This window comes from Pseudomonas sp. LARHCG127, assembly GCF_052871455.1.
Map to the genome: position 1 here is coordinate 58,241 of NZ_JBIXJT010000002.1, position 25,891 is coordinate 84,131.

Annotated in this window: 30 protein-coding genes; 19 read left to right on the forward strand and 11 right to left on the reverse strand. The window is 62.6% G+C overall.

The genetic code is table 11. From position 1 onward, the window contains the following. Positions 1-50: 50 nt before the first annotated feature. The 4 genes from ACIPQ1_RS03640 to ACIPQ1_RS03655 form a co-directional block, all read right to left on the reverse strand. A complete protein-coding gene (locus tag ACIPQ1_RS03640; protein ID WP_411385875.1) occupies positions 51-2,111 on the reverse strand; it encodes a methyl-accepting chemotaxis protein in 2,061 nt (686 codons plus the stop codon). Between the two features lie 151 nt (positions 2,112-2,262). Continuing rightward, entirely contained in the window at positions 2,263-2,802 is a 540-nt protein-coding gene (locus ACIPQ1_RS03645; protein WP_411385876.1) for a chemotaxis protein CheW, read from the reverse strand. Between the two features lie 10 nt (positions 2,803-2,812). Then, complete coding sequence (pilH, locus tag ACIPQ1_RS03650; protein ID WP_018609535.1) at positions 2,813-3,178, reverse strand: twitching motility response regulator PilH; 366 nt, start codon at positions 3,176-3,178, stop codon at positions 2,813-2,815. Between the two features lie 49 nt (positions 3,179-3,227). Beyond that, entirely contained in the window at positions 3,228-3,656 is a 429-nt protein-coding gene (locus ACIPQ1_RS03655; protein WP_092170757.1) for a response regulator, read from the reverse strand. Positions 3,657-3,880: 224 nt separating this feature from the next. Between ACIPQ1_RS03655 and gshB the strand changes: the two genes are divergently transcribed. The 7 genes from gshB to ACIPQ1_RS03690 all read left to right on the forward strand — a co-directional run bounded on the left by gshB (position 3,881) and on the right by ACIPQ1_RS03690 (position 9,946). After that, entirely contained in the window at positions 3,881-4,834 is a 954-nt protein-coding gene (gene gshB / locus ACIPQ1_RS03660) for a glutathione synthase (RefSeq protein WP_411385877.1), read from the forward strand. A 76-nt stretch (positions 4,835-4,910) separates the two neighbouring features. Continuing rightward, a complete protein-coding gene (locus tag ACIPQ1_RS03665) occupies positions 4,911-5,807 on the forward strand; it encodes an energy transducer TonB (RefSeq protein WP_186710359.1) in 897 nt (298 codons plus the stop codon). Between the two features lie 246 nt (positions 5,808-6,053). Further along, positions 6,054-6,623, forward strand: a complete 570-nt coding sequence (locus ACIPQ1_RS03670; RefSeq protein ID WP_186710357.1) for a YqgE/AlgH family protein — start codon at positions 6,054-6,056, stop codon at positions 6,621-6,623. After that, the gene (gene ruvX / locus ACIPQ1_RS03675) at positions 6,623-7,060 is read left to right on the forward strand and encodes a Holliday junction resolvase RuvX (protein WP_003177497.1); all 438 of its coding nucleotides are present in this window, start codon (positions 6,623-6,625) and stop codon (positions 7,058-7,060) included. Before ACIPQ1_RS03670 ends, ruvX begins: the two co-directional genes overlap by 1 nt. A gap of 82 nt (positions 7,061-7,142) precedes the next feature. Continuing rightward, positions 7,143-7,649 (forward strand): bifunctional pyr operon transcriptional regulator/uracil phosphoribosyltransferase PyrR, encoded by a 507-nt coding sequence (gene pyrR, locus ACIPQ1_RS03680; RefSeq protein ID WP_250963768.1) that lies wholly within the window; start codon positions 7,143-7,145, stop codon positions 7,647-7,649. Between the two features lie 24 nt (positions 7,650-7,673). Continuing rightward, positions 7,674-8,678 carry an aspartate carbamoyltransferase catalytic subunit gene (locus ACIPQ1_RS03685; protein ID WP_003177495.1) on the forward strand — a complete coding sequence of 335 codons (1,005 nt, stop codon included), beginning with the start codon at positions 7,674-7,676 and terminating at the stop codon, positions 8,676-8,678. Next, positions 8,675-9,946, forward strand: a complete 1,272-nt coding sequence (locus tag ACIPQ1_RS03690; RefSeq protein WP_446533618.1) for a dihydroorotase — start codon at positions 8,675-8,677, stop codon at positions 9,944-9,946. Before ACIPQ1_RS03685 ends, ACIPQ1_RS03690 begins: the two co-directional genes overlap by 4 nt. Positions 9,947-10,071: 125 nt before the next feature. Here ACIPQ1_RS03690 and ACIPQ1_RS03695 read toward each other — a convergent pair whose 3' ends face one another. Beyond that, the gene (locus tag ACIPQ1_RS03695; RefSeq protein ID WP_186710353.1) at positions 10,072-10,500 is read right to left on the reverse strand and encodes an NINE protein; all 429 of its coding nucleotides are present in this window, start codon (positions 10,498-10,500) and stop codon (positions 10,072-10,074) included. A gap of 248 nt (positions 10,501-10,748) precedes the next feature. On the opposite strand from ACIPQ1_RS03695, the gene ACIPQ1_RS03700 reads away from it, so the two are divergent. Then, complete coding sequence (locus tag ACIPQ1_RS03700; protein WP_446533619.1) at positions 10,749-11,360, forward strand: C40 family peptidase; 612 nt, start codon at positions 10,749-10,751, stop codon at positions 11,358-11,360. Positions 11,361-11,507: 147 nt separating this feature from the next. Here ACIPQ1_RS03700 and ACIPQ1_RS03705 read toward each other — a convergent pair whose 3' ends face one another. Beyond that, positions 11,508-12,542, reverse strand: a complete 1,035-nt coding sequence (locus tag ACIPQ1_RS03705) for a type IV pilus twitching motility protein PilT (RefSeq protein ID WP_053126225.1) — start codon at positions 12,540-12,542, stop codon at positions 11,508-11,510. Between the two features lie 53 nt (positions 12,543-12,595). Here ACIPQ1_RS03705 and ACIPQ1_RS03710 point away from each other — a divergent pair, with 53 nt between their 5' ends. The 9 genes from ACIPQ1_RS03710 (at position 12,596) to ACIPQ1_RS03750 (ending at position 19,439) form a co-directional block, all read left to right on the forward strand. Further along, complete coding sequence (locus ACIPQ1_RS03710) at positions 12,596-13,282, forward strand: YggS family pyridoxal phosphate-dependent enzyme (RefSeq protein ID WP_250963764.1); 687 nt, start codon at positions 12,596-12,598, stop codon at positions 13,280-13,282. Between the two features lie 35 nt (positions 13,283-13,317). Then, positions 13,318-14,136, forward strand: coding sequence for a pyrroline-5-carboxylate reductase (gene proC, locus ACIPQ1_RS03715; RefSeq protein WP_411385880.1), 819 nt, complete (start codon positions 13,318-13,320; stop codon positions 14,134-14,136). Between the two features lie 10 nt (positions 14,137-14,146). Beyond that, positions 14,147-14,737, forward strand: coding sequence for a YggT family protein (locus ACIPQ1_RS03720; RefSeq protein ID WP_072405911.1), 591 nt, complete (start codon positions 14,147-14,149; stop codon positions 14,735-14,737). A gap of 343 nt (positions 14,738-15,080) precedes the next feature. Next, positions 15,081-16,220: a homoserine O-succinyltransferase MetX gene (gene metX / locus ACIPQ1_RS03725; protein WP_411385881.1), complete on the forward strand. Its 1,140-nt coding sequence runs from the start codon at positions 15,081-15,083 to the stop codon at positions 16,218-16,220. A 7-nt stretch (positions 16,221-16,227) separates the two neighbouring features. Next, positions 16,228-16,848, forward strand: coding sequence for a methionine biosynthesis protein MetW (gene metW / locus ACIPQ1_RS03730; protein WP_053126236.1), 621 nt, complete (start codon positions 16,228-16,230; stop codon positions 16,846-16,848). Between the two features lie 25 nt (positions 16,849-16,873). Continuing rightward, positions 16,874-17,308, forward strand: coding sequence for a DUF4426 domain-containing protein (locus ACIPQ1_RS03735; protein ID WP_250963761.1), 435 nt, complete (start codon positions 16,874-16,876; stop codon positions 17,306-17,308). After that, positions 17,305-17,901: an RdgB/HAM1 family non-canonical purine NTP pyrophosphatase gene (gene rdgB / locus ACIPQ1_RS03740; protein ID WP_446533620.1), complete on the forward strand. Its 597-nt coding sequence runs from the start codon at positions 17,305-17,307 to the stop codon at positions 17,899-17,901. The genes ACIPQ1_RS03735 and rdgB overlap by 4 nt, the downstream gene beginning before the upstream one ends. Next, entirely contained in the window at positions 17,898-19,097 is a 1,200-nt protein-coding gene (gene hemW, locus ACIPQ1_RS03745; RefSeq protein ID WP_411385882.1) for a radical SAM family heme chaperone HemW, read from the forward strand. Before rdgB ends, hemW begins: the two co-directional genes overlap by 4 nt. An 18-nt stretch (positions 19,098-19,115) precedes the next feature. Beyond that, a complete protein-coding gene (locus ACIPQ1_RS03750) occupies positions 19,116-19,439 on the forward strand; it encodes a DUF3392 domain-containing protein (RefSeq protein WP_014340681.1) in 324 nt (107 codons plus the stop codon). Positions 19,440-19,584: 145 nt separating this feature from the next. On the opposite strand, the gene trmB is transcribed toward ACIPQ1_RS03750, so the two are convergent. From trmB to thiS, 3 genes are read right to left on the reverse strand one after another with little or no spacing between them, the layout of a single operon-like run. Continuing rightward, positions 19,585-20,310, reverse strand: coding sequence for a tRNA (guanosine(46)-N7)-methyltransferase TrmB (gene trmB, locus ACIPQ1_RS03755; protein ID WP_018609495.1), 726 nt, complete (start codon positions 20,308-20,310; stop codon positions 19,585-19,587). 9 nt (positions 20,311-20,319) lie between these two features. Continuing rightward, on the reverse strand, positions 20,320-21,114 hold the full coding sequence (locus ACIPQ1_RS03760; protein ID WP_003177480.1) for a thiazole synthase: 795 nt from the start codon (positions 21,112-21,114) through the stop codon (positions 20,320-20,322). Positions 21,115-21,168: 54 nt separating this feature from the next. Next, the gene (gene thiS, locus ACIPQ1_RS03765) at positions 21,169-21,369 is read right to left on the reverse strand and encodes a sulfur carrier protein ThiS (protein WP_250963756.1); all 201 of its coding nucleotides are present in this window, start codon (positions 21,367-21,369) and stop codon (positions 21,169-21,171) included. A gap of 218 nt (positions 21,370-21,587) precedes the next feature. Between thiS and ACIPQ1_RS03770 the strand changes: the two genes are divergently transcribed. Further along, positions 21,588-23,579, forward strand: coding sequence for an acyltransferase family protein (locus ACIPQ1_RS03770; RefSeq protein ID WP_446533621.1), 1,992 nt, complete (start codon positions 21,588-21,590; stop codon positions 23,577-23,579). 9 nt (positions 23,580-23,588) lie between these two features. Here ACIPQ1_RS03770 and ACIPQ1_RS03775 read toward each other — a convergent pair whose 3' ends face one another. Further along, complete coding sequence (locus tag ACIPQ1_RS03775; protein ID WP_250964322.1) at positions 23,589-23,960, reverse strand: DUF423 domain-containing protein; 372 nt, start codon at positions 23,958-23,960, stop codon at positions 23,589-23,591. A gap of 73 nt (positions 23,961-24,033) precedes the next feature. Between ACIPQ1_RS03775 and mtgA the strand changes: the two genes are divergently transcribed. Beyond that, positions 24,034-24,756 (forward strand): monofunctional biosynthetic peptidoglycan transglycosylase, encoded by a 723-nt coding sequence (mtgA, locus tag ACIPQ1_RS03780; RefSeq protein WP_411385884.1) that lies wholly within the window; start codon positions 24,034-24,036, stop codon positions 24,754-24,756. A gap of 195 nt (positions 24,757-24,951) precedes the next feature. Here mtgA and rpoH read toward each other — a convergent pair whose 3' ends face one another. After that, on the reverse strand, positions 24,952-25,806 hold the full coding sequence (gene rpoH / locus ACIPQ1_RS03785) for an RNA polymerase sigma factor RpoH (protein WP_003177476.1): 855 nt from the start codon (positions 25,804-25,806) through the stop codon (positions 24,952-24,954). Positions 25,807-25,891: the final 85 nt, after the last annotated feature.

Genomic DNA, 25,891 nt, shown 5'->3' on the forward strand with positions numbered 1-25,891 from the left:
ACAAAAGCTTCCTCGCCACATGCCCCTTCTCAATATGCAGATCCGGCCAGTCACACCTTGTCCTCATCCGCCACAGGCGTCGCCGGCAAGGTAAACCCCGACACCGAACGGCGCAGTTGGCTGGCCATTTTCGCCAGGTTGCCGATGCTTTCGGCAGTGGCGGTGGAGCCCGACGAAGTCTGCGTGGTGATCTGCTGGATCACGTTCATGGTCAAGGAAATCTGCCCCGCCGAGGTGGTCTGTTGCTGCGCCGCGTTGGAGATGCTCTGGATCAGCGCCGCCAGGGTCTTGGACACGCCTTCGATTTCTTCCAGGGCGACGCCGGCATCCTGGGCCAGTCGCGCGCCGCGCACCACTTCGGTGGTGGTCTGCTCCATGGAAATCACCGCTTCGTTGGTGTCGGCCTGGATCGCTCGCACCAGGGTCTCGATTTGCCGGGTCGCCGCCGAAGAACGCTCGGCCAGGCGCTGCACTTCATCGGCCACCACCGCGAACCCGCGCCCGGCATCGCCGGCCATGGACGCCTGGATGGCGGCGTTGAGGGCGAGGATGTTGGTCTGGTCGGCGATGTCGTCGATCAGGCTGACAATGTCGCCGATTTCCTGGGACGACTCCCCTAGGCGCTTGATGCGCTTGGCGGTGTCCTGGATCTGTTCGCGAATGTTGTCCATGCCATGAATGGTGTTGTGCACCACCTCGTTGCCCTTGTTGGCGATTTCCACCGAGCGCTCGGCCACCGCCGACGATTCGGCGGCATTGGCTGACACTTGGTCGATGGATTGGGCCATTTCATTAATTGAAGTCGAAGCTTCGGAAATTTGCTGGGCCTGGTGTTCGGAAGCCTGGGCCAGGTGCATCGCCGTGGCCTGGGTTTCCTGCACGGCGGCGGCAACCTGGCCGGCCGTGAGGTTGATGGTCGCAACCAGGTCGCGCAGTTGGTCCACCGAGTAGTTGATGGAGTCGGCGATGGTGCCGGTGAAGTCCTCGGTGACCGAGGCCGTGACGGTCAGGTCGCCGTCGGCCAGGTCTTCGATTTCATCCAGCAGCCGCATGATCGCGTTCTGGTTGCGCTCGTTCTTTTCCGCGGTTTCGTGGAGCTGACGGTTGGTCTCGCGGACCATCACCAGCCCGATCAGGATGATCGACATCAGCGCCATCAGCCCCAGCACATAACCGCCAATGGTGTTGACGGAGCGCCCGCCGGCCAGGTTTTCGAAGGCCGTGGCCAGGTGCGAAGCCTCGTCGAGCAGGGTCTGCGACAGGTTGAAGATGTTGCCGGCCGACTCGCGGACCTTGAACAGCTCCGGCGAGGTCTCGAGGATTTCATCCACCGAGCCGGAGACAAACTCGAACAGCTCGCTGATTTCACTCAGGCGTGCCCGGGCATCGCGGTCCTGGACCTGGGAGATCTTCAAGGCCGGATCACCTTGCAACATGCCATTGAGCACCTGGCCAAAACGCGCTGCGTCGCGACCAAAGGTGTCAGCCGCCTGGCTGGCATTTTCGTCCCCCGCCAGCACGGTATTCACCGCGCCGAGAATCCGTTCGGCCAGCAGCGATTGGCGCTGGGCCATGGCCACCTGGGCAGCCGGCGCGCCACGTTGCAGCAGGATCTCGACGACTTTTTCGTACTCGACCTGCAACTGCGGCACGGTTTCGGCCAGGGTGGCCGCCACCTGGTGCAGCGACAGCACGGTCTGCTCGCTGGAGAGGATGGCATCGGTGTTCTTGAGCAGGCGTTCCCAATCCAACTGCACGGCGCGCATCTGCGGGCGCAGGGTCGCGGGCGCAGGCGGCAGGCCGGTCACCGGATCGCCCTGCTTCAGGTAGCCCCAGCGCTGGGCGAAATCATTGCGCGCATCGCTCAGCAGCTTGAACGCCGCGGGCTTGCCGGCGGCCGCCTCGGTGGCGTTCTTGGCGATGCGCTGGGACAGCACCCGCAGCTCACCGGCATGGCCGATGTACTGTTTGTCATAGGTGGATTGAGTGTTGAGGTAAGCGAAGTTGGCGAACAGCAGCATGATGAAGACGATCAGCGCGACGAACAGCACGATGATCTGCGAACGACTGCGCGACGCTTCCAGTGGCTTGCCTGTTTTTGCTTTGATCATCGATTTTCGCCTGCCCAAGACCCCAACCCGCCGCCGTCCCAATGTGGGAGCGAGCTTGCTCGCGATGGCGCCAGCACAATCAACATTGATGCAAGCTGTACCGCTGCTATCGCGAGCAAGCTCGCTCCCACAGGGGCCGCACTACGGCTTGTCAAATCGCCACATCCATGAACCCCGGCGACCGCGCCAGGGCAAACGGGCTGAACACCTGCCACTCTCGCTCGCCGCCGAACCGGCCCTTGACGAAGGCCGCTTCCGGGCCGTCGTGGTCGTCCACCAGCGTCGGTTCCAGGCTGTCCTGGGCAAAGTGCTGCAGCCCCAGGACTTCGTCCACCAGCAACCCGGCGAACACCTCGTCGTGGTCCACCACCAGCACGCGCCGCTGCTTGCGTACGGTGGACAGTTCGTGGCCGAAAAACCCGCACAAGTCCATCAACGGCAACAAGCGCCCACGCAGGTTGGCCACGCCACGCACCCACGGCTTGACCCCGGGCAAAGGCGTATGACGTGGCTCGTGCAGCACTTCGCTGACTTCGCCCATCGGCGCCACGTACCAGTGCTCGCCCAGGCGAAAGCCGATGCCGCTCCAACCGGCGCGGTGGGTCGGCTGGGAGGGCAGGTCCGCCCCCAGCAGCCGGCAACGCCGGTCGATCTGCAGCAGCAGTTCGAAGGCCGTCAGGGACTGGCTCATGGCCGCGCCGTCAACCCGCCAATACTTTGTTCAGGGTCGCGATCAGGGTTTCTTCGTCCACCGGCTTGGTCAGGTAGTCCTTCGCGCCCTGGCGCGTCCCCCAGACCTTGTCGGTGTCCTGATCCTTGGTGGTGATGATGATCACGGGGATATGGCCGGTGTCCGGGTCCTTGGTCAACTGGCGCGTGGCCTGGAAACCATTGAGGCCGGGCATGACGATGTCCATCAGCACCGCATCGGGTTTTTCCTGGCGGGCCAGGGCCACGCCATCGGCGCCGTTCTCGGCCTTCAGAACCTCATGGCCGTGCTTTTCCAGCATGCCGGTCAGTTTGTACATTTCAGTCGGCGAATCATCGACGATCAGAACTCGTGCCATGGTGTTCCCCATTTTTCTTGTTGACCCCGGGCCCGTTGGCCGAGTGTCATTAATGTGCCTGGTGCGGCTGGACAGCGGCAAAGCCCGGGACATGGGCCTGTATCGCCCCCAGCAGTTCTTCCTTGCTGAACGGCTTGGTCAAAAACTGATCGGAACCGACGATGCGCCCCTTGGCCTTGTCGAACAACCCGTCCCGGGACGACAGCATGATCACCGGCGTGGCCTTGAACGCGCTGTTGTTCTTGATCAGGGCACAGGTCTGGTAGCCATCGAGGCGCGGCATCATGATGTCGACAAAAATGATGCCCGGATGATGGTCGGCGATCTTGGCCAGGGCATCGAAACCGTCGATGGCCGTGATCACCTCGCAGCCCACGTTGCGCAGCAAGGTTTCGGCGGTGCGGCGGATGGTCTTCGAGTCGTCGATGACCATGACCTTCAAGGCGCTGGGTTGCTGCTGCGTGAGATGCTCTGCCATTGCCACTGCGGACCGATTTTTAACGCGTAAGTGTGAACGACAGCGCAAACCCTTGATGTTCAAGGCCCGCACGTCACATGGCAGCCTTTTTAGCACAGTCTCCATCGCCGATCTATCGGCCGCTCGGCGCGGTGGTTTTTCCTTGACCGCCAATCTTCCGGGCGCCACTCTGACGCCACTTTTTCACGCCATTATGTGCCCATCATATTTCGAGGAACCAAGCCATGAGCGTACGCGTCGGCATTGTCATGGACCCTATCGCCAGCATTTCCTATAAAAAGGATAGCTCGCTGGCCATGCTGCTGGCCGCTCAGAAGCGCGGCTGGGAGCTGTTCTACATGGAGCAGCGCGACCTCTACCAGGCCGAAGGCCAGGCGCGAGCGCGGATGAAACCGCTGAAAGTCTTCGCCAACCCCGAGGAGTGGTTTGAGCTGGGCACCGAGAGCGACGCGCTGCTCAGCGACCTGGACGTGATCCTGATGCGCAAGGATCCGCCGTTCGACATGGAGTTCGTGTACTCCACCTACCTGCTGGAACAGGCTGAAAACGCTGGCGTGCTGGTGGTCAACAAGCCCCAGAGCCTGCGCGACTGCAACGAAAAGCTGTTCGCCACGCTGTTCCCGCAATGCACGCCGCCGACCATCGTCAGCCGTCGCCCGGACGTGTTGCGCGCATTTGCCGACCATCACGGCGACGTGATCCTCAAGCCCCTGGACGGCATGGGCGGTTCCTCGATCTTCCGGCACACCGCCGGCCACCCGAACCTGTCGGTGATCCTGGAAACCCTGACTTTGCACGGCCAGCAACAGATCATGATCCAGGGCTACCTGCCGGCCATCGTCGATGGCGACAAGCGCATCCTGATGATTGACGGCGAACCGGTGGACTATTGCCTGGCGCGCATTCCGGCAGCCGGCGAAACCCGCGGCAACCTGGCAGCCGGTGGCCGTGGCGAGGCGCGACCGCTGACCGAGAAGGACCGCTGGATCGCCGCCCAGGTCGGCCCGACCCTGCGTGAAAAAGGCCTGCTGTTCGTGGGCCTGGACGTGATCGGCGAGCACCTGACGGAAATCAACGTCACCAGCCCGACGTGCATTCGCGAGATCGACAACGCCTTTGGCACGGACATCGGCGGCATGTTGATGGATGCCATCGATCAGAAGCTCAAGGCTCGTTGATCCAGATCTGCTGAAGGAAACCCACATTGCGTTATCATGCCCGGCCTGAAAAAAACGCGATGTTGGTTTCCTTGTCATGACACTCCCGTCCGATCTGCCCCAAGAGCTCGCCCATCGTGGCGTGCGCCCGGCTGATCGCCTCGGTTTTACCCTGTTCCTGGCGGCATTGATCCATCTGGCCTTGCTGCTGGGCGTCGGTTTCGCCACGGTCGAGCCCAAGCAGATCAGCCAGACCCTGGAAATTACCCTGGCCACCTTCAAGAGCGAGGCCAAGCCCGAGAAGGCCGATTTCCTTGCCCAGGAAAACCAGCAAGGCAGCGGCACCCTGGAAAAAAAGGCGACCCCCAAGACCACCGAAATCGCGCCGTTCCAGGACAGCACGGTACAGAAAGTCACCCCGCCGCCGGCGGCCAAGCCCGAAGTACGGGAAACAGCGCCCAAGGCAGCCGTGACCACCGTGGCGCCGAAGCCGAAAAAAGCCCCGGTCAAGGAAGAGGTCAAGCCCGATCCCAAGCCCCAGGCCCCGGTGCCCACCTTCGACAGCTCCCAGCTGTCCAGCGATATCGCCAGCCTGGAAGCCGAACTGGCCCAGGAGCAACAGCTCTACGCCAAGCGCCCGCGCATCCACCGCCTGAGCGCCGCCTCGACCATGCGCGACAAGGGTGCCTGGTACAAGGACGAGTGGCGCAAGAAGGTCGAGCGCATCGGCAACCTCAACTACCCCGACGAGGCCCGGCGCAAACAGATCTACGGCAACCTGCGGCTCATGGTCTCGATCAACCGCGACGGCTCGTTGTATGAAGTGCTGGTGCTCGAATCCTCCGGCCAACCGCTGCTGGACCAGGCAGCCCAGCGGATCGTGCGCCTGGCCGCACCGTTCGCACCGTTTACCGGGGACCTGTCGGACATCGACCGGCTGGAAATCATCCGCACCTGGAAGTTCGCCCGGGGTGATCGGCTTTCCAGTAACTGAGCCTGATCGATGCCTGAACCCGCCGCAGATCCCTTGTGGGAGCGAGCTTGCTCGCGATGGCCATGGATCATTCAACATAGATGTCGGCCGACAGCCCGCCAACGCGAGCAAGCACGCGACCCCCGGGTGTTTTTGGTGAACGGGCCATTTGTACTCATTCCCACAGGGGAGATCTGGGTCATTCTGAGGCATTTCCTGCACATCCCCAGCTTGTCAGTTCGCCCCTGCGCCGCCACACTAGCGCCTATGAAAAACGTCAGCCCCACCTACCTCAAGCATCACTTCCTGATTGCCATGCCGCACATGGCCGATCCGAACTTTGCCCACACCTTGACCTATATCGTCGAGCACACGGCCAATGGGGCCATGGGGCTGGTGGTCAATCGGCCGCAGGAGCTGAACCTGGCGGACATTCTCGAGCAGTTGCGGCCCGAGGTGGAACCGCCACTCTTGTGCCAGCACGTGCCGATTTTTATCGGCGGCCCGGTGCAGACCGATCGCGGTTTCGTGCTCCATCCGTCGGGCCCCAAATTCCAGGCGACGGTGGACCTGGACGGTTTATCGCTGTCCACCTCCCAGGACGTGCTGTTCGCCATCGCCGATGGCGTCGGCCCGGCGAAAAGCCTGATCGCCCTCGGCTATGCCGGCTGGGAACCCGGGCAACTGGAAGCCGAACTGGCGGATAACGCCTGGCTGACCTGCCCGTTCGACGCCGACATCCTGTTCAACACCAGCAGCGAACTGCGCCTGGAAGCGGCGGCCAGCCGGTTGGGGGTCAACCTCAGCCTGCTCACCAGCCAGGCAGGACACGCCTGATGGCCCTGCGCTTGCTGCTGGGCTTCGATTACGGCACCAAACAGATCGGCGTAGCGGTCGGCCAGGTCATTACCGGCCAGGCCCGCGAGTTGTGCACCTTGAAGGCGCAGAATGGCGTGCCGGACTGGAACCAGGTCGAAGCGCTGATCAAGGAGTGGAAACCCGATGCCGTGGTGGTCGGCCTGCCCCTGAACATGGACGGCACGCCCAGCGACATGTGCCTGCGGGCCGAAAAATTCGCCCGCCGGCTCAACGGCCGCTACAACCTGCCCTTCTATACCCATGACGAGCGCCTGACCACCTTCGAGGCCAAGGGCGAGCGCCTGGTGCGCGGCGGACAGAAAGGCAGTTACCGCGACAACCCGGTGGACGCCATCGCCGCCGCCCTGCTGCTGCAAGGCTGGCTCGACGCCAACGCCGCCCTGTTCGAAACCTGATTTTTTGAAAGCGCCGCCAAGGCGCTTTCTTTTAGCGATAAACCGAGTCACGAACACCGACCCGGAAACTGAAGGAGCCAGCATGAGCCTGCCCAATCCTGCCGAACTGATCAGCCAGATGGCGATTCGTCTCACGGCACACCTGGAACAACGCGGCATCAGCGAACCGCGCTACATCGGCATTCGCACCGGTGGCGTCTGGGTCGCCCAGGCCTTGCTCCAAGCACTGGGCAGCCAGTCGCCGCTGGGCACCCTCGATGTGTCCTTCTACCGTGACGACTTCAGCCAGAACGGCCTGCACCCGCAGGTACGCCCCTCGGCGCTGCCGTTCGAGATCGAAGGCCAGCACCTGGTGCTGATCGACGACGTGCTGATGAGCGGCCGGACCATCCGCGCCGCCATGAACGAACTGTTCGACTACGGTCGCCCGGCCAGCGTGACGTTGGTGTGCCTGCTGGACCTGGACGCCGCCGAGCTGCCGATCCGACCGAACGTGGTCGGCGCGACGCTGACGCTGGCCGCCCACGAGCGGGTCAAGCTCTCCGGGCCGTCGCCGCTGCAACTCGAACTGCAAGACCTTGCCCTTTAACTGCCCTTGTAAGAGTCCATCGCGATGACGCCTCTCGAAACCAAGCGCCCGCTGCAGCTCAACGATCAGGGCCAGCTGCGCCACTTCCTGTCCCTCGACGGCCTGCGCCGCGAGCTGCTGACGGAAATCCTCGACACCGCCGACTCGTTCCTCGAAGTCGGCGCCCGGGCGGTGAAAAAAGTCCCGTTGCTGCGCGGCAAGACCGTGTGCAACGTGTTCTTCGAAAACTCCACCCGCACCCGCACCACCTTCGAACTGGCGGCCCAGCGGTTGTCGGCGGACGTGATCACCCTCAACGTGTCCACGTCCTCGGCGAGCAAGGGCGAAACCCTGCTCGACACCCTGCGCAACCTCGAGGCCATGGCCGCCGACATGTTCGTCGTGCGCCACGGCGACTCCGGCGCGGCGCACTTCATTGCCGAACATGTGTGCCCGCAAGTGGCGATCATCAACGGCGGCGACGGCCGTCACGCCCACCCGACCCAGGGCATGCTCGACATGCTGACCATCCGTCGGCACAAGGGCAGCTTCGAGAACCTGTCCGTAGCGATCGTCGGCGACATCCTGCACTCGCGGGTGGCCCGCTCGAACATGCTGGCCCTCAAGACCCTCGGTTGCCCGGACATCCGCGTGATCGCGCCGAAAACCCTGCTGCCCATCGGCGTCGAGCAATACGGCGTGAAGGTCTACACCGACATGACCGAAGGCCTGAAGGATGTGGACGTGGTGATCATGCTGCGCCTGCAACGCGAGCGCATGACCGGCGGCCTGCTGCCCAGCGAAGGCGAGTTCTACCGCCTGTTCGGCCTGACCACGGCGCGCCTGGCCGGGGCCAAGCCGGACGCCATCGTCATGCACCCGGGGCCGATCAACCGCGGCGTGGAGATCGAGTCGGCGGTGGCCGACGGGCCGCACTCGGTGATTCTCAACCAGGTGACCTACGGCATCGCCATCCGCATGGCCGTGCTGTCCATGGCCATGAGCGGACAAACGGCCCAGCGCCAATTCGACCAGGAGAACGCCCAGTGAAGCTCAGCATTCTCGGCGCACGCGTGATCGATCCAGCCAGCGGCCTGGATCAAGTGACTGACATTCATATCGATGCCTGCAAGATCGTCGCCCTTGGCACGGCGCCGACAGGTTTCGTCGCCGCCGAAATCCTCGACGCCCAAGGCCTGGTGGCCGCGCCCGGCCTGGTGGATCTGAACGTTGCCCTGCGCGAACCGGGCTACAGCCGCAAAGGCAGCATCATCAGCGAAACCCGCGCCGCCGCTGCCGGTGGCGTGACCAGCCTGTGCTGCCCGCCGCAGACCAAACCGGTGCTGGACACCTCGGCCGTGGCCGAACTGATCCTCGACCGCGCCCGTGAGGCCGGCAACACCAAGGTCTTCCCGATCGGGGCCCTGAGCAAAGGCCTGGAAGGCGAACAACTGGCCGAGCTCATCGCCCTGCGTGACGCCGGGTGCGTGGCGTTCGGCAATGGCCTGAACAGTTTCCGCAACACCCGTACCCTGTGCCGCGCCCTGGAATACGCGGCGACTTTCGGCCTGACGGTGATCTTCAACTCCCAGGATCACGACCTGGCCGAAGGTGGCCTCGCCCATGAAGGCCCGACCGCCAGCTTCCTCGGCCTGCCGGGCATCCCGGAAACCGCCGAGACCGTGGCCCTGGCTCGGGACCTGCTGTTGGTGGAACAAAGCGGCGTGCGCGCTCACTTCAGCCAACTGACCAGTGCCCGCGGCGCCGCATTGATCGCCCAGGCCCAGGCCCGCGGCTTGCCGGTGACCGCCGACGTCGCGCTGTACCAGTTGATTCTCACCGACGAAGCGCTGATCGATTTCAACAGCGTCTACCACGTCCAGCCGCCGCTGCGCACCCGCGCCGACCGCGATGGCTTGCGCGAGGCGGTGAAATCCGGGGTGATCTCGGCCATCTCCAGCCATCACCAACCCCACGAGCGCGATGCCAAGCTGGCTCCGTTCGGCGCCACCGAACCAGGCATCAGCAGCGTCGAACTGCTGCTGCCGCTGGCCCTGACGCTGGTGGAAGACGGTTTGCTGGATTTGCCGACCTTGCTGGCGCGCCTGAGCGCCGGCCCGGCCCAGGCGCTGCAACTGCCGGCGGGGAAACTCGCGGTGGGCGCCGCGGCGGACCTGGTGCTGTTCGACCCCGCCGCCTCCACCGTGGCCGGCGAAGCCTGGCGTTCCAAGGGCGACAACTGCCCGTTCCTCGGCCACAGCCTGCCGGGTGTGGTGCGTTATACGCTGATGGATGGGCGCATCACTCACCAGGCCTGAAAAACCGCGCCGCTCCTATCGCGAGCAAGCTCGCTCCCACAGGGGATCTTCGGTGAACACAGGATATGTGAACACCTCCGATCCAATGTGGGAGCGAGCTTGCTCGCGATGCAGGCGACTCGGTCTTAATGAAAAGCCCCACGCTTCTGCGCATTCCGAATCGACACCTGATCATTCAGCGTCCAGAAGTCATACAGCACCCCAAGGAAAAACACCCCACCGGTCAGCAGGTAAAGGATCCCGCTGAGCCACTTGCCCTGATACATCCGGTGTACGCCCAGCACCCCTAGGAACGTCAGCAGAATCCAAGCCACGCTGTACTCGATGGGCCCGGGGGTGAAACGCAGGTCCGCTTCGCGGTCCATGGCCGGGATCAGGAACAGGTCGATCAACCAACCGATGCCCAGCAGGCCGAAGGTGAAAAACCAGATCGTGCCCGTGACCGGCTTGCCGTAATAGAAACGGTGAGCGCCGGTAAATCCCAAAATCCACAGCAGATACCCGATGACTTTGCTGTGGGTATCGCGGATTGCGTCCTGCTGATAGCTGTTCATGAATGCCTCTTTTGCCTCGATAGAAAAATTTGTTCTGACTTTTTGTGACTTTTTTGTGTCTCGCCGACAAGCGGTCCTGGACGACTCGGACCGAGGAAACGCCCGTGGTACCGGGCTTCTGTCGGACAATCAAGTCAAATTGCCGCAGTGGTGCAGGGTTTACGCTGGGTTTCGGATCGACAAACGGCCTCGGAATGGCAAAAAAAGCTGTTATAAAGTTGCGCGCTAACCTTTATGAGCCCTGCCTAATGCGTCCATTTTTCAAGACATGGCTAACCATTTGCCTATTATTGCCACTGGCCGCCCACGCCACCAATCGTGAGCAACGTCTTCCCAACGTCAACGGCTACACCCCGAAATCCCATGTTTCTGCTCCTTCGAGCAAGAACAAGCAGGGCGTCCAGCGCGTGAGCACCGCTCACGGTCGCCTGGTGCCACCCATGGCGACCAAGACGACCAGCAACGTGCTGAGCCGCGCCGTGAATGTCCTCGGCACACCTTATCGTTGGGGCGGCAGCAGCCCAAGTAAAGGTTTCGATTGCAGTGGCTTGGTGAAATACGCGTTCAACGACGCCACGTTCGACCTGCCGCGCACCTCCAACGCCATGGCTGCCGGTCATGGCGAGAAAGTCGAGCGCAAGGACCTCAAGCCCGGCGACCTGATTTTCTTCAAGCTCAAGAGCCGCCGTGTCAACCACGTGGCCATCTACCTGGGCAACGACCGTTTCATCCACGCCCCGCGCCGTGGCAAGTCGGTGACCATCGACACGCTGAACAAGCCGTACTGGAACACCCATTACGTGGTCGCCAAGCGAGTGCTGCCGAAAGAACCGGGCGCGATGCGCGTGGTTCAGCGCTGATCCAGCATTTGTGTTGCAACTGATTGCCTCATCGCGAGCAAGCTCGCTCCCACATTTGATTTGCGGCGAACACAATTTCTGTGGTCACTGAAGATCAAGTGTGGGAGCGAGCTTGCTCGCGATGAGGCCTGCAAAAACACCCCATCTCTAGAAATTATCCGGCGTACGCGCCCGCTCCCGGGCATGTTCGCGGCTGATCAGCCCCTTGTTCACCAAATCTTTCAAACACATGTCCAGCGTCTGCATCCCCAGCGAGCCGCCGGTTTGGATGGACGAGTACATCTGCGCCACCTTGTCTTCCCGGATCAGGTTCCGAATGGCCGAGGTCCCCAGCATGATTTCATGGGCCGCGACCCGGCCGCCGCCGATCTTCTTGATCAGCGTCTGGGAAATCACCGCTTGCAACGACTCCGACAACATCGAGCGAACCATGGACTTCTCGTCGCCGGGGAACACGTCCACCACCCGGTCGATGGTCTTGGCCGCCGACGTGGTGTGCAGGGTGCCGAACACCAGGTGCCCGGTTTCGGCGGCGGTCAGCGCCAGGCGGATGGTTTCCAGGTCGCGCATCTCGCCCACCAGGATCACGTCCGGGTCCTCCCGCAAGGCTGAACGCAGGGCCGTGGAGAAGCCTTGGGTGTCGCGGTGCACCTCGCGCTGGTTGATCAGGCATTTGCGCGGTTCGTGAACGAATTCGATAGGGTCTTCGATGGTGAGGATGTGATGGTGCTTGTGGCTGTTGAGGTGGTCGATCATCGCCGCCAGGGTAGTGGACTTGCCTGAGCCGGTCGGCCCGGTCACCAGCACCAGCCCGCGAGGCGCCTCGGTGATTTTGCGAAACACTTCGCCCATCCCCAGGTCTTCCATGGTCAGGACTTTCGATGGAATGGTCCGGAACACCGCCCCCGCGCCGCGATTCTGGTTGAAGGCGTTGACCCGAAACCGCGCGACGCCCGGCACGTCGAAGGAAAAGTCGGTTTCCAGAAACTTTTCGTAATCCACCCGCTGCCGGTCGTTCATGATGTCGTAGATCAATTCATGGACCTGCTTGTGGTCCAGCGCCGGCAGGTTGATCCGCCGTACGTCACCATCCACGCGGATCATCGGCGGCAGCCCGGCGGACAGGTGCAGGTCCGACGCCCCCTGTTTGGCGCTGAAGGCCAGCAGTTCAGTGATATCCATAGCGCTCCTCAATTCCAGTAGAATGCCGCGAACCTCACCGCTGGCGCTCCTTTATGTCCACGATAGCAGACAACATTGCTCAGGTTAGTTCGCGTATCCGCACTGCGGAGCAGACCGCCCAACGTGCCGAAGGCAGCGTCCAACTGCTGGCCGTGAGCAAGACCAAGCCCGCCCAGGCCCTGCGTGAAGCCTATGCCGCCGGCCTGCGGGACTTCGGCGAAAACTACCTGCAAGAGGCCTTGGGCAAACAGGTCGAATTGATCGACCTGCCCTTGATCTGGCACTTCATCGGCCCCATTCAATCGAACAAGACGCGTGCTATCGCCGAACACTTCGATTGGGTGCATTCCGTGGATCGCTTGAAAATTGCACAGCGCCTGTCCGAGCAGCGCCCGGCCGAATTGCCGCCGCTGAACATCTGCATCCAGGTCAATGTCAGCGGTGAAGCCAGCAAATCCGGCTGCACCCCGGCGGACCTGCCCGCCCTAGCGAGTGCCATCAGCGCATTGCCGCGCCTGAAGCTGCGTGGGCTGATGGCAATTCCCGAACCCACCGATGACCGCACCGCCCAGGATGCGGCCTTCGCAGCCGTTCAACGCCTGCAAGCCAGCCTGGCCCTGCCGCTGGACACACTTTCCATGGGCATGAGCCACGACCTTGAGTCGGCCATCGCCCAAGGCGCCACCTGGGTGCGCATCGGCACTGCCCTGTTTGGCGCCCGCGACTACGGTCACTCCTGAACCATGGCCGACTCATCTCTTTATAAGGACCTGTCATGAGCAACACGCGTATTGCTTTCATCGGCGCCGGCAACATGGCCGCCAGCCTGATCGGCGGCCTGCGGGCCAAGGGTCTGGACGCTTCTCTGATCCGCGCCAGCGATCCAGGTGAAGAGACCCGCACCCGAGTCAGCGCCGAGCACGGCATCGAGACCTTTGCCGACAACGCCCAGGCCATCGACGGCGCGGACGTCATCGTGCTGGCGGTCAAGCCGCAAGCGATGAAAACCGTCTGTGAAGCCCTGCGCACAAGCCTCAAGCCCCATCAACTGGTGGTGTCGATTGCAGCGGGTATCACCTGCGCCAGCATGAACAACTGGCTCGGCGAGCAGCCGATCGTACGTTGCATGCCCAACACCCCGGCGCTGCTGCGCCAGGGTGTCAGCGGCCTGTTCGCCACCGAACAGGTGAGCGCCGAGCAACGCCAGCAGGCCGAAACGCTGCTGTCGGCGGTGGGCCTGGCCCTGTGGCTGGACACCGAACAGCAATTGGACGCCGTCACCGCCGTCTCCGGCTCGGGCCCGGCGTACTTCTTCCTGCTGATCGAAGCCATGACCGCCGCTGGCGAGAAGCTGGGCCTGAGCCGGGAAACCGCCGCCCAGCTGACCTTGCAGACCGCCCTCGGTGCCGCGCACATGGCGGTTTCCAGCGACGTCGATGCGGCCGAGCTGCGCCGCCGCGTGACTTCGCCGGCCGGCACCACCGAAGCGGCCATCAAATCGTTCCAGGCCGGGGGCTTCGAAGCCCTGGTGGAAAAAGCACTCGGCGCCGCCGCGCACCGCTCGGCCGAAATGGCCGAACAACTGGGCCAATAAGGAGCCATTCATGATTGGATTGAACACTGCAGCGGTCTACGTGCTGCAAACCCTCGGCAGCCTGTACCTGCTGATCGTGCTGCTGCGCTTCGTGCTGCAACTGGTGCGCGCCAACTTCTACAACCCCCTGTGCCAGTTCATCGTCAAGGCCACCCAGCCGCTGCTCAAGCCGCTGCGCCGGATCATCCCGAGCCTGTTCGGCCTGGACATGTCGTCGCTGGTCCTGGCGATCCTGGTGCAATTGGCACTGATGGCCCTGACCTTGCTGCTGACCTACGGCACCACCGGCAACCCGCTGCAACTGCTGATCTGGTCGATCATTGGCGTGACCGCGCTGTTCCTGAAGATTTTCTTCTTCGCCATGATCATCAGCGTGATCCTGTCGTGGGTCGCGCCGGGCAGCCATAACCCGGGTGCCGAACTGGTGAACCAGATCTGCGAGCCGGCCCTGGCACCGTTCCGCCGCATCGTGCCGAACCTCGGCGGCCTGGACATCTCGCCGATCCTGGCGTTCATGGTACTCAAGCTGATCGACATGCTGGTGATCAATAACCTGGCGGCGATGACCATGATGCCGGAGATCCTGCGGTTGCTGATCTAAAGCACGCTGCAGCTTTTCCTGTGGCGAGGGAGCTTGCTCCCGCTGGGCTCTGTAGGAGCTGGCGAAGCCTGCGATCTTTTGATCTTGATCTTGATCTTTCGCTCACGACTCAATTGTCAGGGGAAAGATCGCAGCCTCGTTGCACTCGGCAGCTCCTACACAGCTCCTACGGGGCCGCTTCGCGCTGGAGCGCCAGCCCGCCCCAGCGGGAGCAAGCTCCCTCGCCACAGATTGATCCGGTCACCACAGGGTTTGCATCAGCGGACAATCAGCGCCGCCGTTTGCTTGCCGCTAACCCCAGCGGTCTTTAGACTTACGCCTCATTTCAACGCGAGCAGGGTCGATGCCAGCTGCCTTTCCCCCCGATTCCGTTGGTCTGGTGACGCCGCAAACGGCGCATTTCAGCGAGCCCCTGGCCCTGGCCTGCGGCCGTTCGTTGCCAGCCTATGACCTGATCTACGAAACCTACGGCACCCTCAACGCCACGGCGAGCAATGCCGTGTTGATTTGCCACGCCTTGTCGGGGCATCACCATGCCGCCGGCTACCACAGCATCGACGACCGCAAGCCCGGCTGGTGGGACAGTTGCATTGGCCCGGGCAAGCCCATCGACACCAGCAGGTTCTTCGTGGTCAGCCTGAACAACCTCGGCGGCTGCAACGGCTCCACCGGCCCCAGCAGCCTCAACCCGGACACCGGCAAGCCCTTCGGCGCCGATTTCCCGGTGCTGACCGTGGAAGATTGGGTCCACAGCCAGGCGCGCCTGGCCGACCGCCTCGGCATCGGCCAGTGGGCGGCAGTGATCGGCGGCAGCCTGGGCGGCATGCAGGCCCTGCAATGGACCATCACCTATCCGGACCGCGTGCGCCACTGCCTGGCAATCGCCTCGGCGCCCAAGCTGTCGGCGCAGAACATCGCCTTCAACGAAGTGGCGCGCCAGGCGATCCTCACCGACCCGGAATTCCACGGCGGTTCGTTCCAGGAACACGGTGTGATCCCCAAGCGCGGGCTGATGCTGGCGCGCATGGTCGGGCACATCACCTACCTGTCCGACGACTCCATGGGCGAGAAATTCGGCCGTGGTCTCAAGAGCGAGAAGCTCAACTACGACTTCCACAGCGTCGAGTTCCAGGTCGAGAGCTACCTGCGCTACCAGGGCGAAGAGTTCTCCGGGCGTTTCGACGCCAACACCTACCTGTTGATGACCAAGGCGCTGGACTACTTCGATCCGGCGGCCAACTTCGACGATAACCTGGCGAAAACCTTCGCCAATGCCACCGCCAAGTTCTGTGTGATGTCGTTCACCACCGACTGGCGCTTCTCCCCGGCGCGCTCGCGGGAGCTGGTGGATGCGCTGATGGCCGCGCGCAAGGACGTCTGCTACCTGGAAATCGACGCACCCCAGGGCCACGACGCCTTTTTGATCCCGATCCCGCGCTACCTGCAGGCGTTCGGCAACTACATGAACCGTATAACGCTGTGAGGACGCCATGAGAGCCGATCTGGACATCATCCAGGAATGGATCCCCGCCGGCAGCCGCGTGCTCGACCTGGGCTGCGGCAATGGCGAACTGCTGACCTGGCTGCGGGACAACAAGCAAGTCACCGGCTACGGCCTGGAAAACGACCCGGACAACATTGCCGAGTGCGTCGCCAAGGGCATCAACGTCATCGAGCAGGACCTGGACAAGGGCCTGGGCAACTTCGCCAGCAACAGCTTCGACATCGTGGTCATGACCCAGGCCCTGCAAGCGGTGCACTACCCGGACAAGATCCTCGACGAAATGCTGCGGGTCGGACGCCAGTGCATCATCACCTTCCCCAACTTCGGCCACTGGCGCTGCCGCTGGTACCTGGCGAGCAAGGGCCGCATGCCGGTCTCGGATTTCCTGCCCTACACCTGGTACAACACGCCGAACATCCACTTCTGCACCTTCAAGGATTTCGAAGCGCTGTGCCACGAACGTGAAGCCAAGGTCATCGACCGCCTGGCCGTGGACCAGCAGCACCGCCACGGGTGGGCCAGCAAGCTATGGCCTAATCTGTTAGGGGAAATAGGCATCTATCGGGTCAGCAGCCCAGGCCTGGCCGATCATCAGGTCGCGGTGTGAGCCCCGGCCTCACCAGGAGCACGACATGAAACGTCTAGCGTTGTTTTTGATCACCGCTTGCCTGAGCGTTGGCGCCATGGCCGCCGACGCCATCAAGGCCGAGCGCAAGGAAGTGTTCGGTGACGTCACCGTGCACTACAACACGTTCAACTCCACCTTCTTGACTCCCGAGATCGCCAAGGGCGCCGAGCTGATCCGCAGCAAGAACCAGGGCGTGATCAATGTGTCGGTGATCAAGGATGGCAAGCCCTTGATGGCCCAAGTCAGCGGCACGGTGAAAGACCTCACCAGCCAGAGCATCCAGCTGCAATTCAAGCAGGTGATCGAGCAAGGCGCGATCTACTACATCGCCCAGTATCCGGTGCCCCAGCAGGAAAACCGCATCTTCGAGATCAAGGTGCAGACCGGCGACAAGATCAACACCCTCAACTTCAACCAGGAACTGTTCCCGGGCCAATGATCAACCTTACCCAACTCGTGCTGGCCAGCCACAACGCCGGCAAACTCAAGGAACTGCAGGCCATGCTCGGCGGGTCGGTGCAGTTGCGCTCCATCGGCGAATTCAGCCAGGTGGAACCGGAGGAGACTGGCCTGTCGTTCGTCGAGAACGCCATCCTCAAGGCCCGCAATGCCGCGCGTATCTCCGGTCTGCCGGCGCTGGCCGACGATTCCGGGCTGGCCGTGGATTTCCTCGGCGGTGCGCCGGGCATTTACTCGGCCCGTTACGCTGACGGCAAAGGTGACGCGGCGAACAACGCCAAGCTGCTCGACGCCCTCAAGGACGTGCCCGAAGCCGAGCGCGGCGCGCAGTTCGTCTGTGTGCTGGCCCTGGTCCGCCACGCCGACGATCCGTTGCCGATCCTCTGCGAGGGCCTGTGGCACGGGCGCATTCTCACCGAGGCCAGCGGCGAGCACGGTTTTGGCTACGACCCGTTGTTCTGGGTGCCGGAGCGCAATTGCTCCAGCGCCGAGCTGGGGCCGGTGGAAAAAAACCAACTGAGCCACCGCGCCCGCGCCATGGCCCTGCTGCGTCAACGCCTGAGCCTGCAATGATCGATGACACTCCCGCACCGCTGATTCATGGCGGTGTCCAAACGCCTCGGGCGCCGCTGCCGGTGCTGCCGCCCCTGGCGTTGTACGTCCACATCCCGTGGTGCGTGCGTAAATGCCCGTATTGCGACTTCAACTCCCACACCGCCAGCCCGCAGTTGCCGGAAGAAGAGTATGTCGACGCCCTGCTGGCCGACCTCGACCAGGACCTGCACGCGGTTTACGGTCGCCCGCTGAGCTCGATCTTTTTCGGTGGCGGCACCCCGAGCCTGTTCAGTGCCCAGGCCCTAGGCCGGTTGCTCAAGGGTGTCGAGGCGCGGATACCGTTCGCCCAGGACATTGAAATCACCCTGGAAGCCAATCCCGGCACGTTCGAGCAGGAAAAGTTCGTCGCTTACCGGGCGCTGGGCATCAATCGTCTCTCCATTGGCATCCAGAGCTTCCAGCAGGCCAAGCTCGAGGCCCTGGGCCGGATCCATAACGGTGACGAGGCGGTGCGCGCCGCCGGCATGGCCCGCCAGGCCGGGTTCGACAATTTCAACCTGGACCTGATGCATGGGCTGCCCGACCAGTCCCTCGACGACGCCTTGAGCGACCTGCGCCAGGCCATCGCCTTGAAGCCGACCCACCTGTCCTGGTACCAATTGACGCTGGAGCCGAACACAGTGTTCTGGAACCAGCCGCCGACCTTGCCCGAAGACGACACGCTGTGGGACATCCAGGAAGCCGGGCAGGCCTTGCTGGCCGAACACGGCTACGCCCAATACGAAGTCTCGGCCTACGCCCAGCCCGGTCGGGCGGCGCGGCATAACCTCAATTACTGGAGTTTCGGCGACTTCATCGGCATCGGTGCCGGCGCCCACGGCAAGCTCAGCCATCCGGACGGGCGCATCGTGCGCACCTGGAAGACCCGCCTGCCCAAGGACTACCTCAACCCGGCCAAAAGCTTCCAGGCCGGCGAGAAAACCTTGGCCAATGAAGAACTGCCGTTCGAGTTCCTGATGAACGCCCTGCGCCTGACCGCAGGCGTGGAAGCGCAGCTGTACCCGGAGCGCACCGGGCTGCCACTTGAAAGCCTGGCCGAAGGCCGGCGCGAGGCCGAACAAAGCGGGTTGTTGCAGGTCGAACCGACACGTCTGGCGGCCACCGAGCGCGGACAGCTGTTTCTCAATGACTTGCTGCAGACATTTCTGAGCTGATCAACACAAGGAAATCGAATGGATCTGGTACTCGACCTGCTGGCCACCGTGTCCCGCTGGAGCCGCAGCAACCTGTCGGAAATCTCCCTGGCATTGGTAGGCTGTTTGCTGGTGCTGTTTGGTGCCGACATCAAGGGCTGGGTCGAACAGCGCCTGGGCAGCATCGCCGGCGCCTTGCGCGTGCCCTTGATCGCCCTGCTGTGCATGATCGGCAGCGGCGCGGCGCTGATCTATGCCACACCATGGATCGTCAGGGGCTTGAGCCAGTTCAACAACTACAGCCTGGCGCCGGTGTTGTTGGTGGTGCTGGTGTTGATCGGAGTGGTGGCTGACCGCCGCTGATCCAGCCGCAACCAAAAACAACTGTGGGAGCGAGCTTGCTCGCGATAGCGGTGTAACAGTCAACATTGATGTTGAATGTCATGCCCTCATCGCGAGCAAGCTCGCTCCCACAGGGGATCCCATTTCACCATGGGTCTTTTGGTGTTTACGCCAATTTCTCGAACTTCAAATCCCACACCCCATGCCCAAGCCGTTCGCCACGGCGCTCGAACTTGGTGATCGGCCGTTCGGCCGGACGCGGCACGCACTTGCCGTCTTCAGCCAGGTTGCGATAACCCGGGGCGACGTTCATCACTTCCAGCATGTACTCGGCGTAGGGCTCCCAGTCGGTGGCCATGTGCAGCACCCCGCCGACCTTCAACTTGCTACGCACCAGCTCAGCGAACGACGCCTGGACGATCCGGCGCTTATGGTGACGGCTTTTGTGCCAGGGATCCGGGAAGAACAGCATCAGCCGATCGAGACTGTTATCGGCCACGCAGCGGTTGAGCACTTCGATGGCGTCGCAATCGTAGACCCGCAGGTTGGTCAACCCTTGGGTCAGCACGCCATTGAGCAGCGCACCGACGCCTGGACGGTGGACTTCCACACCAATGAAATCCTGCTCAGGTGAAGCGGCGGCCATCTCCAACAACGAGTGGCCCATGCCAAAGCCGATTTCCAGCGAGCGCGGGGCCGAGCGGCCGAAGACCTGGTCAAAATCCACCGGCGCATCGGCCAGGGGCAGGACAAACAGTGGCGCGCCTTGCTCCAGGCCACGCTGCTGGCCTTCAGTCATGCGCCCGGCGCGCATCACGAAACTCTTGATGCGGCGGTGCTGGCGCTCTTCGCCTTCTTCCGGCAGGACCGGCGTGTCGTTCGATTCAGTCATCAATGGCTCTTACTTGATCAGACCATCCAGCGGCGAGGAGGCGCTGGCGTAAAGTTTTTTCGGCATGCGCCCGGCCAGGTACGCCAGGCGACCGGCGACGATGGCGTGTTTCATGGCTTCGGCCATCAGGATCGGCTGCTGGGCGTGGGCGATGGCCGAGTTCATCAGCACCGCTTCGCAACCCAGTTCCATGGCAATGGTGGCGTCGGAGGCGGTACCGACACCGGCATCCACCAACACCGGGATCTTGGCTTCTTCCAGGATGATCTGCAGGTTGTACGGGTTGCAGATCCCCAGGCCAGTGCCGATCAGGCCAGCCAGTGGCATGACCGCGATGCAGCCGATTTCCGCCAGTTGACGGGCGATGATCGGGTCGTCGCTGGTGTAGACCATCACGTCGAAACCTTCCTTGACCAGGGTCTCGGCGGCCTTGAGGGTTTCGATCACGTTGGGGAACAAGGTCTTCTGGTCCGCCAGCACTTCCAGCTTCACCAGGTTGTGGCCGTCGAGCAGCTCACGGGCCAGGCGGCAGGTGCGCACGGCCTCGATGGCGTCGAAGCAGCCGGCGGTGTTCGGCAGGATGGTGTAGCGATCCGGCGGCAGGATATCCAGCAGGTTCGGTTCGCCCGGGTTCTGGCCGATGTTGGTCCGGCGCACGGCGACGGTCACGATCTCGGCGCCCGAGGCCTCGATGGCCAGGCGGGTTTCTTCCATGTCGCGGTATTTGCCGGTGCCTACCAGCAAGCGCGACTGGTAGGTACGACCGGCCAGGACGAAGGGCTTGTCGCTACGAACGATGCTCATGGGAAATCCTCTGTTGGGGTGAGGTTCTTGCGAAAGGCTGCGAAATCGAGGCGACTAGCCGCCGCCGATGGCATGGACCACTTCGACGCTGTCGCCATCGTTCAACGTGGTTTCGGCATGCTGGCTGCGCGGGACGATATCCAGATTGAGTTCCACCGCGACGCGGCGTCCGGTGAGTTCCAGACGGGTCAGCAGGGCCGCAACGGTTTCACCGTCGGGCAGTTCAAGGGGGTCGCCGTTCAACTGAATGCGCATGCCGGATGCCGCCATCATTTTTAGGGGCTGGCATTCTAGCCCGATCAGTCTGGGCGACCCAAGCCATTCGTCATGAAATGGACTTGCTGGTCAGCCCAGCCGCCAGGCGGCAAGCCCGGAACAATCCGGAAACAACTCCAGGGTTCAAGCACTCGTCCAAGCCTCCTATATTCGTTGCCTTGAGCTAGACCTGATCGAATAACGCGTGTGAGGAGCCTGTGTCCAACCTCCATCCAACGCCGAATAACCCCGCCATCGACGGCCTGCGCGCCGTTGCGGTCCTGAGCGTGATCGTTTTCCACGCGGACTTCCTGAACGTACTGCCCGGTGGATTTACCGGCGTCGACATCTTTTTCGTCATCTCCGGCTACGTGATCAGCCAGTCGCTGTCCGCTCACGCCCACCGCAGCTTTCCAGCCTTCCTGATGGATTTTTATCGCCGCCGGTTCCTGCGTATCGTGCCCGCGCTGCTCTTGGTTCTTCTGGTTTGTAGCCTGCTTTCGGCGATGTTCGTGCCCCAAGCCTGGCTCAGCCAGCAGAATGACCGTACCGGGCTGGCCGCCTTCTTCGGCCTGAGCAATTTTGTGCTGGCCTGGAACACCGACACCTACTTCGCCCCGTCCACCCTGCTCAACCCCTATACCCATACCTGGACCTTGGCGGTGGAAGAGCAGTTCTACCTGCTCCTTCCATTCCTCTATTTCATCTGGTTGCGCTACCGGCAATACAGCCGGCTCGCCTGGGCCTTGCTGCCCCTGCTGGCACTGGCATCGCTGGCGTTCAGCGCCCTGCAGACCCGGGGAAATCCGCTCGAGGCGTTCTACCTGTTACCCAGTCGGTTCTGGGAACTGGCCGCCGGCGCGACGCTTTTCCAGTTGATGGCTACGGGGCGTTTCACGCTGCATTCAACGGCCGCAAGCCGGGTCGTGCTGCTCGCGGGCTTCGCGCTGGTCACTGGCGGACTGTTCCTCGCCGATAAAAACCAGTTTCCCTTCCCTTGGGCGCTGCTGACGGTTTGCGGCACTGTGCTGATCCTCACCGCCCTGGTCCAGAAAACCCACGATCACTTCCTGCCCCGGCGCCTGCTGCAATCGGCGCCCGTCGTCTATGTTGGCAAACTGTCCTACTCGTTGTACCTGTGGCACTGGCCGGTGCTGGTGTTCCTGCGCTGGACCACGGGCCTGGAGCAACTGGCGGTACAGTTGGCCTACCCACTGATCGTCATGGCGCTTGCCGCGGCGTCCTACCATTGGGTCGAAACACCCTTGCGCAACGGCCACTCGCTGTTCCAACGCCGCGCCTGGATCACGATTGCCTCTTGCCTGGCAGCCATCGGCCTGGGCTGGTCCGGCGCACGCTGGGTCAGCGAAAATCCCCAGGCCCTTTCACTCAGCCAGACCCGGGATACCTACACCTGGTTCTCCAGGCGACTGCCACAACGCTCCGTCGACGAACCCGCCCAGAACCCACCCTTGCAGGGCCGCCAATTGTTCGTGATCGGCGACTCTCACGCGGCGGCCTATCGCACCATGCTCAGCCTCGCATCACGGCAACTCGGCTTCAAAGTTCGGGAATATGAACGCGGCGGCTGCGCGGTGGTCAGCCTCATGGCGCCCGATCCGCAAGGTGCCTGCGCCCGAGCTCGGGAAAAGGCCCTGAGCGACATCGAAGCACGGGCAAGACCCGGTGACATTGTGTTCCTGGCGTCGCTGCGAATGCCGGAGCTGGCTGGGCGCAACTGGGCTCGCAGCGAAGAGGAAGCATGGGGGGAAGCCCTTTCCGAGCTGACGTCCGAACAGATTGAAGGCGCCCGGATTGCCGCCGAAGCGGTGCTGACACGCTTGATGACCGCCAAGGTGCGGGTACTGATCAATGCGCCCATGCCTCTGTTCAAGGCGCCGCCCTATCGCTGTTCGGACTGGTTCAACCGGATGAATCCCATCTGCACCCCGGGATTCACCATTGCGCGGCAACACATCGAGCAACTGCGAACGGCGCAAATGACCCTGCTCGATCATTTGACCGGCCAGTATCCGACGCTGCTTGTCTGGGACCCGCTCCCCCTGTTGTGCCCAGGCGCAACCTGTTCTGCCTACGACGATGATAAACCACTCTTCCGCGATGCCGATCACTTGAGCGGGCACGGCAACCGCGTCCTTGCGCCGTCCTTCACACAAACGTTGCTCAATGGCTGGAAGAACGCCAGCTGACCTCTACCGTCAATTCAGGCGCCAGGCGGCAAGGCCCAGGCACAACCAGCCGATCAGGAACGCTACGCCGCCGAACGGGGTGATAATGCCCAGCTTGCTGATACCCGTGAGTGTCAACAGGTACAGGCTGCCGGAGAACAACAGGATGCCAACCACAAATGAAATCCCGGCCCAGGTGACGATGCGACCGGGAATATGCGTGGCCAGCAGCGCAACGCCCAGCAACGCCAGGGTGTGGACCAACTGGTAGGTGACGCCGGTGTGGAAAATCGCCAGGTAATCGGCGCTCAGGCGGTTTTTCAGGCCATGGGCGGCAAATGCTCCCAAGGCGACGCCGGTGAAGCCGAAAAAAGCCGCCAGCATCAGAAAGCTACGCAACATGGGAACTCCAGTCAGACTCGGTGGGCAGGGTCTGTATAATGGCCCGCTCGACGGGTTCGGCCAAGCCATCTCTATGCTGCGTACATTGTTTCGACGATTCCTTAAAGCCCTGCTCTGGTTCGCCGTCGGCAGCGTTGTGCTTGTGCTGCTGTTTCGCGTGGTGCCGCCACCGTTCACCGCGCTGATGATCGAGCGCAAGGTTGAATCCTGGTTCAACGGCGAGCCGATCGACCTGCAGCGCGACTGGCAACCTTGGGAGCAGATATCCGACAGCCTCAAGGTTGCGGTAATTGCTGGCGAAGACCAGAAATTCCCCGAACACTGGGGCTTCGACATCGGTGCGATCCAGGCCGCCTTCGCCCACAATGGCCGTGGCGGTTCGATTCGCGGCGCCAGCACCCTCAGCCAACAAGTCTCGAAAAACCTGTTCCTGTGGTCGGGCCGCAGCTGGCTGCGCAAAGGCCTGGAGGCCTGGTTCACCGCACTGATCGAAGTGTTCTGGCCCAAGCAGCGGATCCTCGAGGTGTACCTCAATAGCGTGGAGTGGGACGACGGCGTGTTTGGAGCGGAAGCGGCGGCGCGGCATCATTTTCGCGTGGGCGCGGGGGCATTGTCCCGGCAACAGGCCAGCCTGTTGGCGGCGGTGTTGCCCAACCCGCGCAAATGGAGCGCAAGCCGGCCGAGCCCCTACGTGCTACGGCGGGCGGGTTGGATTCGCCAGCAGATGAGCCAGTTGGGGGGCGCCGGTTATTTGCTGGAGCTCGATCGGGCGCGGCGGGCGCCTTGGGCGCAGTAGCAGCACTGAATACCCCTGTGGCAGCGAGCTTGCTCGCGATGACAATTGAGCACTCAGCAGAGATGTCGACTGACCCACCGCCATCGCGAGCAAGCTCGCTCCCACAAGGGACCCGGGTCGAATCCAACACCGCGCACAAACAAAAACGCCCCGATCATCACTGATCGGGGCGTTTTTTATTGTCGCTATCGCAGGTCAAGCCGCGATCGAGACCTTGAGCTTGTTCATCGCGCTCTTCTCAAGCTGGCGAATCCGCTCGGCCGACACGTTGTACTTCTGCGCCAGGTCGTGCAGCGTGGCTTTTTCCTCGGCCAGCCAGCGCTGGTAGAGGATGTCGCGGCTGCGCTCGTCCAGCACTTCCAGTGCTTCGTGCAGGTTGGTGTTGGAGTTGTCGCTCCAGTCGGCGTCTTCCAGTTGACGCGCCGGGTCGTAGCGGTGGTCTTCCAGGTAGTTGGCCGGCGATTGGAAAGCGCTGTCGTCGTCCGCTTCAGCGGCCGGGTCGAAGGCCATGTCATGGCCGGTCAGGCGGCTTTCCATCTCGCGCACTTCCCGAGGCTCCACGCCCAGGCTTTCGGCAACGCGATGGACTTCCTCGTTGTTCAGCCAGGCCAGACGCTTCTTCTGGCTGCGCAGGTTGAAGAACAGTTTGCGCTGGGCCTTGGTGGTCGCGACTTTCACGATGCGCCAGTTACGCAAGATGAACTCGTGGATTTCCGCCTTGATCCAGTGCACGGCAAACGACACCAGGCGTACACCCATTTCCGGGTTGAAACGCTTGACCGCCTTCATCAGGCCAACGTTGCCTTCCTGGATCAGGTCGGCCTGGGCCAGCCCGTAGCCGGAATAGCTGCGGGCGATATGTACGACAAAACGCAGGTGGGCGAGCACCATCTGCCGAGCCGCCTCAAGATCCTGCTCATAGTAGAGACTCTCGGCCAGTTCACGCTCCTGCTCGGGGGTCAGCAGCGGGATGCTGTTGACCGTGTGCACATAGGCCTCCAGGTTCGCACCCGGGACCAGAGCATAAGCAGGTTGCAAAGAAGTGGTCATACGAAAAAACCTCCAACTTACATAACTCGTGCAGTTCAGCACTGCGAAAATTGACCGGGAACCGTAGGACAAGTTCCCACAAAAA

Coding starts and splice junctions, on each gene's coding strand:
- ruvX (WP_003177497.1), top strand. CDS start 6,623: ATGGCCCTGCGCTTGCTGCTGGGCTTCGATTACGGCACCAAACAGATC.
- metW (WP_053126236.1), top strand. CDS start 16,228: ATGAGAGCCGATCTGGACATCATCCAGGAATGGATCCCCGCCGGCAGC.
- trmB (WP_018609495.1), bottom strand. CDS start 20,310: ATGACTGAATCGAACGACACGCCGGTCCTGCCGGAAGAAGGCGAAGAG.
- hemW (WP_411385882.1), top strand. CDS start 17,898: ATGATCGATGACACTCCCGCACCGCTGATTCATGGCGGTGTCCAAACG.
- ACIPQ1_RS03655 (WP_092170757.1), bottom strand. CDS start 3,656: ATGGCAGAGCATCTCACGCAGCAGCAACCCAGCGCCTTGAAGGTCATG.
- ACIPQ1_RS03760 (WP_003177480.1), bottom strand. CDS start 21,114: ATGAGCATCGTTCGTAGCGACAAGCCCTTCGTCCTGGCCGGTCGTACC.
- gshB (WP_411385877.1), top strand. CDS start 3,881: ATGAGCGTACGCGTCGGCATTGTCATGGACCCTATCGCCAGCATTTCC.
- ACIPQ1_RS03665 (WP_186710359.1), top strand. CDS start 4,911: ATGACACTCCCGTCCGATCTGCCCCAAGAGCTCGCCCATCGTGGCGTG.
- pyrR (WP_250963768.1), top strand. CDS start 7,143: ATGAGCCTGCCCAATCCTGCCGAACTGATCAGCCAGATGGCGATTCGT.
- ACIPQ1_RS03640 (WP_411385875.1), bottom strand. CDS start 2,111: ATGATCAAAGCAAAAACAGGCAAGCCACTGGAAGCGTCGCGCAGTCGT.
- metX (WP_411385881.1), top strand. CDS start 15,081: ATGCCAGCTGCCTTTCCCCCCGATTCCGTTGGTCTGGTGACGCCGCAA.
- pilH (WP_018609535.1), bottom strand. CDS start 3,178: ATGGCACGAGTTCTGATCGTCGATGATTCGCCGACTGAAATGTACAAA.
- rdgB (WP_446533620.1), top strand. CDS start 17,305: ATGATCAACCTTACCCAACTCGTGCTGGCCAGCCACAACGCCGGCAAA.
- thiS (WP_250963756.1), bottom strand. CDS start 21,369: ATGCGCATTCAGTTGAACGGCGACCCCCTTGAACTGCCCGACGGTGAA.
- rpoH (WP_003177476.1), bottom strand. CDS start 25,806: ATGACCACTTCTTTGCAACCTGCTTATGCTCTGGTCCCGGGTGCGAAC.
- ACIPQ1_RS03685 (WP_003177495.1), top strand. CDS start 7,674: ATGACGCCTCTCGAAACCAAGCGCCCGCTGCAGCTCAACGATCAGGGC.
- ACIPQ1_RS03750 (WP_014340681.1), top strand. CDS start 19,116: ATGGATCTGGTACTCGACCTGCTGGCCACCGTGTCCCGCTGGAGCCGC.
- mtgA (WP_411385884.1), top strand. CDS start 24,034: ATGCTGCGTACATTGTTTCGACGATTCCTTAAAGCCCTGCTCTGGTTC.
- ACIPQ1_RS03775 (WP_250964322.1), bottom strand. CDS start 23,960: ATGTTGCGTAGCTTTCTGATGCTGGCGGCTTTTTTCGGCTTCACCGGC.
- ACIPQ1_RS03670 (WP_186710357.1), top strand. CDS start 6,054: ATGAAAAACGTCAGCCCCACCTACCTCAAGCATCACTTCCTGATTGCC.
- ACIPQ1_RS03735 (WP_250963761.1), top strand. CDS start 16,874: ATGAAACGTCTAGCGTTGTTTTTGATCACCGCTTGCCTGAGCGTTGGC.
- ACIPQ1_RS03695 (WP_186710353.1), bottom strand. CDS start 10,500: ATGAACAGCTATCAGCAGGACGCAATCCGCGATACCCACAGCAAAGTC.
- proC (WP_411385880.1), top strand. CDS start 13,318: ATGAGCAACACGCGTATTGCTTTCATCGGCGCCGGCAACATGGCCGCC.
- ACIPQ1_RS03710 (WP_250963764.1), top strand. CDS start 12,596: ATGTCCACGATAGCAGACAACATTGCTCAGGTTAGTTCGCGTATCCGC.
- ACIPQ1_RS03720 (WP_072405911.1), top strand. CDS start 14,147: ATGATTGGATTGAACACTGCAGCGGTCTACGTGCTGCAAACCCTCGGC.
- ACIPQ1_RS03705 (WP_053126225.1), bottom strand. CDS start 12,542: ATGGATATCACTGAACTGCTGGCCTTCAGCGCCAAACAGGGGGCGTCG.
- ACIPQ1_RS03645 (WP_411385876.1), bottom strand. CDS start 2,802: ATGAGCCAGTCCCTGACGGCCTTCGAACTGCTGCTGCAGATCGACCGG.
- ACIPQ1_RS03700 (WP_446533619.1), top strand. CDS start 10,749: ATGCGTCCATTTTTCAAGACATGGCTAACCATTTGCCTATTATTGCCA.